Origin of the sequence: uncultured Flavobacterium sp. (assembly GCF_951805225.1) — a bacterium.
GTDB lineage: Bacteria > Bacteroidota > Bacteroidia > Flavobacteriales > Flavobacteriaceae > Flavobacterium.
Genome location: NZ_OX638201.1, coordinates 1,679,076 through 1,691,710 on the forward strand (window position 1 = coordinate 1,679,076; position 12,635 = coordinate 1,691,710).

General features: G+C 32.8%; 14 protein-coding genes. All 14 read right to left on the minus strand.

The genetic code is table 11. The features are described from left to right. Positions 1–98: 98 nt before the first annotated feature. The 14 genes from WN975_RS07180 to WN975_RS07245 all read right to left on the minus strand — a co-directional run bounded on the left by WN975_RS07180 (position 99) and on the right by WN975_RS07245 (position 12,511). Entirely contained in the window at positions 99–923 is an 825-nt protein-coding gene (locus WN975_RS07180; RefSeq protein WP_337965910.1) for a type 1 glutamine amidotransferase domain-containing protein, read from the minus strand. Positions 924–967: 44 nt separating this feature from the next. Beyond that, the gene (locus WN975_RS07185; protein WP_337965911.1) at positions 968–1,729 is read right to left on the minus strand and encodes an antibiotic biosynthesis monooxygenase; all 762 of its coding nucleotides are present in this window, start codon (positions 1,727–1,729) and stop codon (positions 968–970) included. A 58-nt stretch (positions 1,730–1,787) separates the two neighbouring features. Then, positions 1,788–2,012 (minus strand): 2TM domain-containing protein, encoded by a 225-nt coding sequence (locus WN975_RS07190; RefSeq protein ID WP_337965912.1) that lies wholly within the window; start codon positions 2,010–2,012, stop codon positions 1,788–1,790. Positions 2,013–2,166: 154 nt separating this feature from the next. Beyond that, positions 2,167–2,754 carry an NAD(P)H-dependent oxidoreductase gene (locus WN975_RS07195; protein ID WP_337965913.1) on the minus strand — a complete coding sequence of 196 codons (588 nt, stop codon included), beginning with the start codon at positions 2,752–2,754 and terminating at the stop codon, positions 2,167–2,169. A gap of 75 nt (positions 2,755–2,829) precedes the next feature. Next, positions 2,830–3,420, minus strand: a complete 591-nt coding sequence (locus WN975_RS07200) for a Crp/Fnr family transcriptional regulator (protein WP_337965914.1) — start codon at positions 3,418–3,420, stop codon at positions 2,830–2,832. Between the two features lie 26 nt (positions 3,421–3,446). After that, positions 3,447–4,220: a methyltransferase domain-containing protein gene (locus WN975_RS07205; RefSeq protein WP_337965915.1), complete on the minus strand. Its 774-nt coding sequence runs from the start codon at positions 4,218–4,220 to the stop codon at positions 3,447–3,449. A gap of 318 nt (positions 4,221–4,538) precedes the next feature. Next, positions 4,539–4,985, minus strand: coding sequence for a hypothetical protein (locus tag WN975_RS07210; RefSeq protein ID WP_337965916.1), 447 nt, complete (start codon positions 4,983–4,985; stop codon positions 4,539–4,541). Positions 4,986–5,260: 275 nt separating this feature from the next. Next, positions 5,261–5,896 (minus strand): hypothetical protein, encoded by a 636-nt coding sequence (locus WN975_RS07215; RefSeq protein WP_337965917.1) that lies wholly within the window; start codon positions 5,894–5,896, stop codon positions 5,261–5,263. A gap of 524 nt (positions 5,897–6,420) precedes the next feature. After that, positions 6,421–7,395: an integrase core domain-containing protein gene (locus tag WN975_RS07220; RefSeq protein ID WP_337964803.1), complete on the minus strand. Its 975-nt coding sequence runs from the start codon at positions 7,393–7,395 to the stop codon at positions 6,421–6,423. Between the two features lie 246 nt (positions 7,396–7,641). Further along, positions 7,642–7,848, minus strand: coding sequence for a hypothetical protein (locus tag WN975_RS07225; protein WP_337965918.1), 207 nt, complete (start codon positions 7,846–7,848; stop codon positions 7,642–7,644). 105 nt (positions 7,849–7,953) lie between these two features. Beyond that, positions 7,954–9,306 (minus strand): S41 family peptidase, encoded by a 1,353-nt coding sequence (locus WN975_RS07230; protein WP_337965919.1) that lies wholly within the window; start codon positions 9,304–9,306, stop codon positions 7,954–7,956. Positions 9,307–9,352: 46 nt separating this feature from the next. Continuing rightward, positions 9,353–10,126 (minus strand): hypothetical protein, encoded by a 774-nt coding sequence (locus tag WN975_RS07235; RefSeq protein WP_337965920.1) that lies wholly within the window; start codon positions 10,124–10,126, stop codon positions 9,353–9,355. Positions 10,127–10,225: 99 nt separating this feature from the next. Then, a complete protein-coding gene (locus WN975_RS07240) occupies positions 10,226–10,930 on the minus strand; it encodes a hypothetical protein (RefSeq protein WP_337965921.1) in 705 nt (234 codons plus the stop codon). A gap of 264 nt (positions 10,931–11,194) precedes the next feature. Beyond that, positions 11,195–12,511 (minus strand): hypothetical protein, encoded by a 1,317-nt coding sequence (locus tag WN975_RS07245; RefSeq protein WP_337965922.1) that lies wholly within the window; start codon positions 12,509–12,511, stop codon positions 11,195–11,197. Positions 12,512–12,635: the final 124 nt, after the last annotated feature.

Below are 12,635 nucleotides of genomic sequence, written 5' to 3' on the forward strand. Positions count from 1 at the left end.
GTAATACAGAACGTTAAGGATAAAAAATTATTTTTTTACTATTATAATATTCTGATAGCGAAGAAACTGTACTTCTCCACTATCAGAACTTATTATAATTATTTTTTAACTAACCAGTTTTCAACGGCTCTCGAAAAATCAGCTACATCAATTGGATGTCTGCTTGTTACTATGTTTCCGTCTGTTACAACAGTTTCTTCAAGCACGATTCCGCCAGCATTTTTCAAATCTGATTGAATGTTCCAATATCCAGTTAATTTTCTTCCTTTCAAAATATCTGCTGATGCTAATACAACTGGCGCATGACAAATTGCAGCTATTAATTTCCCTGATTTATTGAAATCCTGAACGAATTTAATAACGTCTTTGTCATATCGAAGATTATCCGGATTCCAAGCTCCACCCGGAATAAACACGGCATCATAATCACTTACTTTTATTTGATCTGCAGTTCGGTCAAATTTTATCCAGCCAACTGGTTGCAAATATTGAATTGCCATTACGTGCGTTTTTGCCATTTCAGGAAATGCAAGTCCATATCTTTCCGGAGCAGGATTGTATTTTGGAGCGACAATTTCTACCTCTGCTCCCAGTTCTCTAAAATACCAAACCGGACCAGTTAATTCAATTTCTTCAAAACCATCTGCTACAAGAACAGCGATTTTCTTTCCTTTTAGAACGGTTTTGTCTTTTACGGGAGTAAAAAAGAATGCTTTTAAAGCTTCATTTCCCGGTGCGTCTAATAATTTTGTTACGGGCATATTTACCACTGCCGATTGAGTAGATAATTGATTTACAACTGCTAACTCGTTACTGTAATTTGTTTTCATTTCTTTAGTTTTAACTTTTACTTGAGATTCTACATTTGCTACAGCAAGTACACTTATTATACTTGCAACGATCATTTTATTTATTGTTTTCATTTTCTTTAGATTTAAGTGTTTATGAGGATTGTTTTTAATTTTTGTTATTCTCGAGTAAGCGGTGCAAACTCAATTAGATTGTGAATTCCGTCTTGAAATGGTTGTTTTTTAATGCTGGTATTCAGATATTCAATTACTGGCTGAATGGGCGGAAAATTCAAATGATACTCAAATGCATCTTTGCTTCGGAATTTCTCGAAAGTCACAAATTGGGTTTTATCTTCTTCTAATTGTGACAATTGATAGCTTACAACTCCTGGTTCACTTCTGAATTTTGGCATTGCCGTGTGATAGATATTTTTGAAGCTTTCTTCGGTTCCTGATTTTGCATCTACAAAAAGCATTATTGTTAATTGATTGTCTTCTTTTTTGCTGACTTTTCTCCAATCTTGTTTAGAAATAGGCTCTAAATCTTTTATATCAATTATTTTTTCAGGTTTAACCAAAGCCGTTTTTCCGAGTTTAATTACTGCTTTGGATTTTGAATTACTTCTAAAATTCTTCATCGTTTTTTTATTCGACCAACGTTCAAATAACCAAAGCACTGATGGATTATCTTGTTCGAAATACGCTTCTGACATAATATTATTTTCATCAGAAAGAGATTCTAATACATAATCAATCAATATCTTACGGAACTTCTCCTGATATTCTTCTTTAACTTCATAACGTGTGATTGTAGCAGCTATTTCTTCGCTTTTAAATTCTTCAGCTAGAGTTTTATGTGCAGCTTTGGCTGATGCAGATAATGAAAATGCTGAAAAAGCTACTATTGCAGTGAGCATTTTAGGGATTCTTTTTTTCATATCATTTCGTTTTATAATTAGTGCTTACTTTTTTTGACGGTGTTCAGCTTTTCCGTTTTTAAATTGTTTTTTTACTTCTGAAAACTAAAACTCCCAGATAATGAAACAATAAACCGGTTCCCCATGCAGCGGTTTGCCACAAAGGCCATAAATACGTTCTGTCTGTAAAAAACCAGATCAACCAAATGGCTGGAATACTTAATACGAATACTAATAAGTGAATTCTGAAACCTTTTTCCGGATTGATTTGAGCAACTTTTTGCTCGTTTGCTAAATGTCTCATGATGTTGATTTTATAATTTTTTGAATATTTATTTAAATTGTTATTTTGAAAAAAATGTATTGGTATAATCCTTACGGGATATTTTATCTGGCGGGTCTTTTATTTTTACTACCAACCTTTAAATTCTGGCGGATTATCTTTTTTACTATTCTATTTATTTAAGTTGTTTTCCTAATTTCTCTACTTTTTTTAGCCATTTATTTCGTTGACTTTCAGTTGATTTTCGCATAAAACCAAATGTTGAAAATCTGATTGGATCAAATCCTACGTAACCAAAAACAATGTTTTTAAGGATCTGATATTGTGAGGCTCGGTAAATGAGATAGAACCACCATTTTGGCGTGTCCATTGTAACAAGAAGCCTTAAGCTTTTTCCTTTTAAAAGTTTTTCGGGGAATATTTTTCCGGAATGGTGTTTGAATGCAAAGTCAGGAAGTAGGATTCTGTCGATGTATCCTTTGGTGATTGCTGGCATAAAACCCCACCAGTTTGGGTAGCATAAAACAACGTGATCTGCCCATTTGATAAGTTCTTGCGAATGGACTAAATCTTGTTCGAGTTCAAGAGTTTCTCCGTTTTTATATCCGTCAGAAAGATTTACATTAAAATCAAGTCTTGAGATATAAATCGTTTTACAATTTGCTCCTGTACTTTCTACTCCTTTTCTGTAAGCGCCTAATAATGCGTTACAAAAAGAATTTTCAGATGGATGCCCAAGTATAAGTAAGATATTCGTTTTCATTGCAGTTCATTTAATTTGACACTGCAAAGATTTTAAATAATAGAAAAGGGTTCGTGACACAAATGTGTCAAAATATTATTGATGCGCTAATTTTTGCCTAATTCTGGTAAGTGATTGTCTTTCAATGCCCAGAAAGCTACAAAGATGAGAAACAGATATTCTGTTAAAGAGATCTGAATGGTGTTTTATAAAATCAATATATCGCTCTTCGGCAGTTTGAAATATGAAGTTTTCAATACGGGATTGTTGTCGTTTTAGGATTTCTTCGGCAACTAAACGTCCGTATTTTTCAAAGCTGGGCAAATTTTTGTAGATCCATTGCAAATCTTCATAAGAAAGACAAACCATTAAAGTTGGTTCTAAACACTGAATGGAATATTTACTAGGTTGTTGTGTTATAAAAGCTGGATAATGTGTAGCATAATCGCCTTCTGAATAAAAACCGACCGTGATTTCATTGCCTTCATTATCTACAAAAGATGAACGAACTAATCCGCTTGCAATAAAACCTATCGATTTTTGGACTTTACCGACTTGTAGAAAAAAGTCTTTTTTATTGAGTTCTTCAAATGTCAATCTCAAAGCATATTGAGACATTTCGGCGTCAGTTATTTCAGGACAAATTTCCCTAACTGATTTTAAAAGTATCTCTGCTCCTAATTCCATCTTAAGACTTCTTTTTGATGATGTATTTAAGCTTTTCTTCCGTAAAGTAAAATTCTTTTAAAGGCATAAATCGCAGGAAGTTTTGGGAAATGTTCTGCAATTCTCTCTTTAAATGTGCTGACAAAATGTTTCTGTTGTTCTTTATCAAGACGCTCTATATACGGAATCAGGGCTGAACCGGAAATAAAATTATAAAGCGCTTCATGATCATTATCCTGTGCAATCATAGGATAAATTTTCTGCATAACCTGAATATCTTCAAGTTCGCCATCGAACATAATTTGCGCATATTGATCGATGGTCAAAACCGGGGAATCTCTTCTCCAATCGTTCAAATAGGTTTTAAAAGGTTCTTCGCCTGCTAATTGATATAAAATCTTGTTTAGTATATTTTCATTCTGAACAGGCATTTGAACTGCAAATTGACCTTTTGGATTAATCAAATCGATCAGTTTAGGAAACAATACTTCATGATTGTCTGACCATTGTAGCGCTGCATTACTAAAAATCAAATCCCATTTTTGATTTGATTCTGCTATATCTTCTACAGTTGCGCGCTCAAAACGAAGATTTTTTGCGTCTAAAGTTTTTGATTTGTCCAGCATTTCTGCAGATGAATCAATACCCATAAAATCAGTTTTACTGAATTTTTTCGCCAATATTGCGGTTTGTTCTCCTGTTCCACACCCTAAATCGATTGCCTTTATAGCTTTTGATTCTTTTATAAAATCCATCAGATCATAAAACGGTTTATTTCGTAGTTCTTTAAACTCATTGTATATTTTGGGATTCCAAGGCATAAAAGTCAGTTTTAAAATTTTATTTGCTTCTGAAAGTATTTAAAATGTAATTCAGCTAATTTACAATATAATTTTAAATTATAAACTTTTGAAATTAATGTCGTCGTTTTTGTCATCCCAAAAAAAAAGGCAATGTCATTAAGTTAAGCTTTTAGAAAATAAAATTAATCTCGCAAAGTCTCGAAGTCGCAAAGAAAGTTTTTAAACTTGACGCCTTTGCGCCTTTGCGAGAATTTTTTTCAGTCATACTTATCAAAAAAAACCTCTAAAATCAAATGACTTTAGAGGTTTTAAATTTTATATTTTATTGTTTTACAATTAGTTCAAGTCGTTGAACTCGTGTAATGATTTCAATGTGCTTTCGTAGAATAAGATTGCAGCAATTAAATTTCCTTTGTCTGAGTAAGGCATCATTTTTCTTTGAAAATCTACTGTTGTATCCAAAAATAATGTTGTTCCCTCTGCTTGCAAATCTAATACTTTTTTGTGTTCAGAATCGTCCGGAATACCTAAATCTGCCATAGTAACACCTGGCTTAGTAACCAAAGCGATATAAGGAAGAGTTTTTACAAGAACTTTAATACGTTCAATGTATAATTCTAAAAGTTCTCCTTTTTGCATAGCACTAAGTTCTTTTTGATCATGATATTTACGGATTAATGCCGTTGTACTGATGATACTTCTTGGTGCATTTTTTGCTTGTGCTGAGATAGCTCCTGTAGTCAAAAAGAAAAGGATACTTAGTATAAAAATCTTGCTCTTCATTTTCATAATGTAATTGGTTGTTAATGAAACAAAAATATATAATTAAACTTAAATTACAAGTTTATTGATTTCTTTTTTTTAATAAAATTTTAACTTTTCGTAACACGCTATTTTAGACGCCTCTAGAGGCTATTATAGCCGATTTATATTACTTTTCTAAATCAAAAAATCGTTAAGAAATCTATTTTAGGACTGTTTTGCAACGAATAATAAGTGTAATTATTGTTATTGTTTTTCAAATCCCACAATATTTACACTCATTTTTCCAAAATTTATTATGACTTGATTACTCTAAAACGACCTGGATATTTTATCCATATGCTTTTTTTGTTGCCGTAATAATCCATAAATTCTTCGCAAACAAAAACGGCATGTGCAGATGACCAAGCAACAACTCCACAAAATTCACTTCCGGATTCTCGCTTTAGTTTTTGTATTTGCTTTCCTAATTTGAATCCTAAATACTTGTAGATTGTTGGCGTATAAACTGCACCGTCTTCCAGATCTTCTAAGGCTCTGTCAAAAGTTGATTCTTTGTCTACAATTTGCTTGTATTTTGCCATCACGGCATAAGTCAACACAGCGTAATCGGTTATTTTTTCGCTGTCGCAATTGTCTTTGATAAATACAAATCCGGCAGATTCTTTGGCTTTGCTTAATTCCTCATTATTAAGGTTAAATGATGCGCCGTTTTTTAATGTTATTTTATGCAGATTCTCATCGATTTGCTGATATTCAAAAAGATTATCCAATCCGTAAATATTTAAAGAAGCTTTGATAAAAGCAATCGACGAACAATTTGTGCGTTCTCCTTGTTTAAAGCTTTCGAATATTTTATCTGCACTTAATTGTGAATAAGAATTAGAACACACCAAAAATAAGAACAAAAATATTGAAGTAACAGATTTCATCGGCATTAGATTTTATAATTGTATCCCAACTCATTTTTGGGAATAAAACATTATACAAATCTATAAAAATCAAGTCATAATTGCTTTTTTACTTCTTAACTTTTATTATTTTTTTAAAGACAACTATAATTCAGATCTTTAGGAAGCATTATTGTTTTGATTAGATGCTGTATATATGTATAAAATTAAATATTAACAGCTAAATATTATCAAATAGATCTCTTGGAAAGACGCAAAGCTTAGACATAATGTTGTCATTTCGAGGAAGGAGAAATCTTCGCTAGAATTTCGGCAAAGATTGGCGACAATATTGAACGCGGATGACGCGGATTCGCTTTGCGAAAACACAGATTAAAACGGATTTTATCAGCATAATCTTGTCATTTTGATCCCGAGGCTTCGGGATCGAAATCTTAGCAAGTAACTCCGTAACGAGAATCCAATCTTTGTCGAGCTTCTCGTGGAGATTTACTTCGTCTGTTCGCTATCGCTCGGGTCTCCTCCGTCGAAATTGTAAAAGTCACTTATTTCGGTAACGGATTTATCATTTCAATTGGTCTTTTTCCGTCAATACCTTGATGTGGTCTTTCATGGTTATAATAATATAAATATTGCAATAGCTCTTCTTTTAATTCTTCTTGAGAATCAAAATCCGTATCCCTTAATAAATCATCTTCGAGAGTTCTCCAGAAACGTTCAACCTTGCCATTTGTCTGTGGTCTGTAAGGTTTTGTGTACCTATGAGTAATTCCTAATTCCATCAGCATTCTCTCAAAAGGATGCTGATATTTTTGTTTACTTGTTTTGATTCCAAATTCAGGTCCATTATCAGACAATACTTCTTCAAATTTTATCTCATAATGATCACTCAGGATGTTTAAACATTTTAATGTGGCAAACATAACGGTTAAAGCGGTAATATCAGGAATCACTTCAGCCCAGGCAATCCGGCTGTAATCATCAATTACACAAACTAAATATCGTTTTTTACTTTCTCCTCTTATGATACTTTTACTTAAGTGATGACAATCAATATGCCCAAGTTCTCCCATTCTTTCCTTGATTATTTTTTGATGATTCTTTTTAATCTTCGGAGTTAATCTATTGATTTTATTACGTTTTAAAATATTATAAACTCCAGAATATGATGGTGTATGCTTTCCTAATTTGGGCCTTAAGATACTAACAATTTCATATTTGTTGTTTCCTTTTTCTCGTAATTCAATTACTTTCTGCTCTATAAAAGCTAGCGGTCTTCTGGTTTTATATCTGGGACCTCGTTTCTGAGGAAGCAGATCCAATGATTTCCCACTTTGCTTATATCGATTATAATACTTTAAAAAACTCTTGCGGCAAGTGTCATTTGCTGCATAAAAATCCATTACCTTTTTATACAAAGGATGAGTTTTATTTTTTACCTGCTCATATTCTTTTATTAAAAAACGATACTTCTCTAAATAGTTTCGTTCTAAAGTGGAATCCTGACTATTATTTCTCATCGTAACAAAATTTATTAAAGTTAAATTTTGTTACCGAAATATCTAACCTTTACAGAAATGACAAACTAAACGAAAAGATTCTTATGAAAATGTTTACCCTAGCCCCGATAGAAGTGGAAATCCTTTTGTTCCGGGGTTCGGAACAAAAGATTGAAATGGATAGCGGGATTAGCTCCTAAAAAAAATCGGTATTATCATAGAAATCGAAATGACAATATTGTGTTTAAGTCTTTGTGGTAAATGTCTTTAAATAAAAACAGGCGTTAACTTTCTTAAGCTTTTATTGATGATGCTTCGGGTCGATTTCTTTTTGATTTCATAATCTTCGCTGCACTTTTTCAACTCCACAAATAATACCTGAAACTTATCGTAGAGTGCATCAAGTTCTTGCATGGCTTTTCGTGTGTTAGCATCTTCGCTTTCCTCTATTTTGTTCTTGGAAATCGTAGCCATATATTCAAATTTTCGAAATGCTGCTAACAAAATACGATGCTCTGAAGAATTTATTCCTTGCATAATTAAGATACTCTAATATAAATAATATTTAAAAATTTGAATTTAAGGCTTAACCAATAACGGATCAGCATCGATATAAATTTTTGATAATGGTAATGATCTTGCCGTTGTAACTTTTATTTTACTGGTATTTCCGGATTGCATATTTATTGCTGTACTCAACAAAAGTTCTGAACGATTGCCTAACGGAAATATCTCCGGTTCCTGCAATTCATCAACGGCAATCGAAGGATTTATTCCGCTTGAATAATCGCCTTCGTGTTTTGCATTGAATAATTTATAGATCGAAGGATATAAAATCCAGCCTTTAGTATTCGGAATTCTGTCGTCTTCTATTGGAAAACCTGCTACATCTTTACCAACGGTTTTTTCGCCAATCGTAATAACCTCCATAAAAGGACGAAGATTATTAATCATTATTTCTGAAGCAGAAGCGGTTCGTTTTCCGCATAATATATAAAGTCTCTTAATATCCGGATGTGCATTTTTGAGAACTTCAAAACTTACATTGGGCTCGTTACTTTCTAAGGCTTGCTGAAAAGATTGTTTTACAAGTCCTCCGTTTTTATTTCCTTCAAATTGTATAAAAAGATCACTCGCTTTTATATTTGGCGCAATAATTATACTCAAAGCTGTTGCCGATGATACGTCTCCTCCTCCATTATATCTGAGATCTAAAACTAATTCGGTTATATTCTGAGTTTTTAATTCCTGAAAAATCTGCTGGAATAATTTGGCTTGACCAACATCAAAATGCGGAATTTCTACATATCCAATTTTAGTATTATTGTTTGTAAATACTTTCGGAGAAATAGGCTGAGAAAAAGAAAATCCTTGTGATAAAGAAACTGATTCCGGTTTAGAAAAACCCGTTTCTTTTGAATAGGAAACTACTTTTAAATCTAAATGATTAGTCGATATTATGCTTTTATAAATCTTCTCATAACTATTCAAATTCAGTTCTTCTCCATTAATATCAGTTATTAATTGTCCTCTTAATAATCCGTAATTTTTAGCTGGAGAATCTTCTAAAGCATATAAAATCACGCCATAAATTTTGCTTTGATATTCCACAAACGAAATATCAAATCCAAAATTCCTGCGCAAACTCTGCGGAACGGTTTCTGGCAAATTTGGATTTACAGCATACGAATACGCATCGGATTTATATAATAATCTGTTGAAATATTCTTTTGGATTTATGGCTAAATCTCCCTTATCAGGCATTGTTTCATTCCATTTATAATACTTTTTCATTTGATTGTAAATCCAATCATTTGTGTATTTATTGGAACCTTCTTCATATACTTCCGGTTTGTCATCGACTTCACAGGAAATTAAAAATATACCGAAAAAAAGAAAAAAAAGGATTCTGATAAGAGAAGAATATTTCATTTTAAACTTTTAAAATTATGGAACCTAAACTCTTAAAATAATACTATTAGAATTCAAAAAAATCCACCAGATTCAAGGATCCATCTACACCTGAAAATTGACCATTATCTGCCTTTTTTTCATCGAGTACAATCAATCTTGATTTATCTTTTGTCATTAACATCACAACAAAAATTTGCTTTCCTGCAATATAAGATTCTGTTGTGCCGTGTTTTACCAATTCCATTTTTATAATTGGAGGCAATGAAGCCGGAAATTCAACGAAAGTACTGTATTGATTTTGTCCAATATTCTGTGCTACAGCAACAGTTTGTCCGTCTAAATTTCGTATAATTCCGTCCAAATTTCCTTTATATGCAGTATTTGAATATTTATTGATTGTTGGGAAAATAAATTTGAAACCTGCATTTCCTGCCTTTGTTAATACTCCGGGTTTTGTTGCTAAAACATTGTCAACCCATAAATCTTTCTTGTGATAAAACGAAATTGTATCAATGCTTTTATTGCTTGTTATGTGGTAGGAATGCAAAATTTCTTTGCTTCTTTTATTTGTAATCACAACATCTTTGGGCGCATTTTCATAGATCACAAAATCATAATCTCTGACAATATTTTTGACGAATGCATTCTTATTTCCAATTTTTATTAGTTTGCCATTAACAGCAATCTGAATAGAATCTGCGCGTGCATTATAACCTCTAATAACTAACTTTCCCGCTTTTTGTTCTTGATAATAAGGAACCAATTCGTCATTTGTACAAGACTCTAAAAAGAGAACTGCTATTAAAAAAAAAAGTGCGTTTACAATCTTGTTTTTCATTTTATATATGTAATTAGCAACTGTTTTTGTTCTTCGATAAAAACAATTACTTATTTATTTTTAGTTTTTGATAAATTTTAGTTTTTAGAAATATCTGTTTTAGTTTGACTTAGGTGCTTTTTTTGAAACGTTTTCTAAAAGTGCTCCGGCAGTAATCCATACTTTGTCAATTTCATAGCCTACAAAGCTTGTGTTTTCATTTACGAATGAAATATAAACATTATGACTGCCTTTAAATTCTGAAATATCTAATGTATAATCTGCAAAATATGCTGCATCTATTGTGGTTCCTCTAGTCAATAATATTGTTCCCAAAAGTTTGGCTTCAGCCGAATCTGGTGAGGTAGATCCATAAACTAAAATATTGTAATTTCCACTGTAAACAGAAGGCTGTGCTGTGAAATTGAGTTCAATTTTTTCTCCATAATAAGATAAATCTATTGGAGGCATGATCGCCCAATTTTGCTCTATTTGTTCAAGAGGTGCACCATTATTAAGATCTACATTATAGTTTCCTAAAATATTTATATCCCCTCCAACTATAGCACCGGTATTTAGGTCTAATTGAATATTTTTTCTGGCAATCCAATTACTGTTATTTCCATCTTTATCCAGCAAAACCCAATCAGAAACGTCTCCGTCTTCAAAATCATCTTCCCATATTGTGAATTTACCACTTACAGGTTCTTCAGGAGACTCAGGTTCAGGCTCTACTACCACTGGAGGAGAAGAATCAAAGTGATCATCATTTTGACAAGAAATCGCAATCAGAGCTATAATTGCCAATAAAAAAAAGTTTTTCATAATAAATTAATTAGTGCGTATTTCGTAAATACTTTTTTAAAAATTATTCTGCTTTATTGCCAGAGGTTTACGCGTTATCAATCGGATAAAACCCAATCTGAAACTTCTTGATCCTCAAAATCATCTTCCCATATTGTGAATTGGGCAGATGAAGCAGTTATAATCATTAGTAAAATAAATCGTATCGTTTTTTTATTTTTTGTTTTTAAAAAGCATGGGCAAAAATGCTGCCCATGCTGAATTAAATATTTATTAACCTGACAATTAGAAATTTGTAAACCTAGTCCAAGTGTTAGTCCAGTTAGCTTCTGTTTTGAAAGCTCCTGTAGCACCTGATAAGTCTAATGTACCATTGTTAAAGAATGGTTGAGTAAGTCCCCAAGCTGTAGCTGGATTTACTGTTGAAGTTACATTTCCAAGACCTAAACTTGTTGTTGTAGGCAATACTGGATTAACAAATCCGTGGATTGATAATCCTGTCCAAGTAGAGTTACTTGACAATGAAGGAGCTTCCCAGTAGATTCCTTTATTGTATCCTGTTACAGTAACGTTAGTAAGACTGATTTGTCCTAATCTACGAACGTGGATTGCATTTTCGTATAAATTAGCTGTTGTAGCAGAGCTAACTCCAATGATAGACAATTGATTAATTACCGGACGAGTGATTAATGTTGTTGTAGTACCTCCAGCATTATTATCTAATTCGATACCGTTTGAATCCGGGCTTAATGTAGATCCACTACCTGAAGTACTGTGAGTAGAATTACTGTCTGCAATTGCAATAGCTTTTGTAACTGTTCCTGTGTAACCAAGATCAAAATCAAAGTTATCATCATCTGGAGCAAAAGAAACTAAATGGTTTACATTTACTGTTCCTCCAAAAAATTCGAATGAATCATCTCTTCCGTAAGAAACCTGAACGTGATCAACTACAGTAGCAGAACCAGCACCACCAAAAGTTAATCCGTTGATTTCAACTCCTGTTGCAGCATCAAGAATACGTCCTGCAAATTCGATACGTACATAGTTTATAGCTCCACCATTGTGTGTAGAATTTGCTCCTCCATAGTAGAAATCAGAAACATTAGGCTGATCTCCTAATCCTTCGATAACGTTTGTAGTTAAACCATTGTTTACCGGAGCGTCTCCTAAAACAACAACTCCACCAAAATCTCCAGGAGTTGCTTTTGTAGTTGCGTTACCATCTAATAAATTGTAACTTGTAAAGATAACCGGAGATGCAGCAGTTCCTTGTGCGTCGATTTTACCTGTTTTAGTAATTACAAGAACTCCTGTAGCAACACCTGCAGCAAGAGGTTTTGCTTTAATATAAGTACCTGCCTGAATTGTTAATGTAGCACCAGATTTTACTCTTACTACTCCGTTGATTTCCCAAACTTTGTCACTTGTCCAAGTTGTGTTTACAGTAATATCTCCACTTACAGTTTGTACTGTTGCCGGGTATCCTGAGTAATCAGCACCAGCAGCTTTCATAGAAAAAGAAGAATCAGCAGAAGAATCATCATTTTGGCAAGAAGTAACAGCAAGAGCTATCATTGCACATAGAAAAAATTTTTTCATAATAATTGGAATTATTGCTATATTTGCTGCTATTAAACTAGGCCTTTGGAGAGAGCAGCAAAATATCTTTCCTTAGGTCTTTCTCTTTTTTGGTAAATTCTTTTTCTTCAATAAACGATTCCGC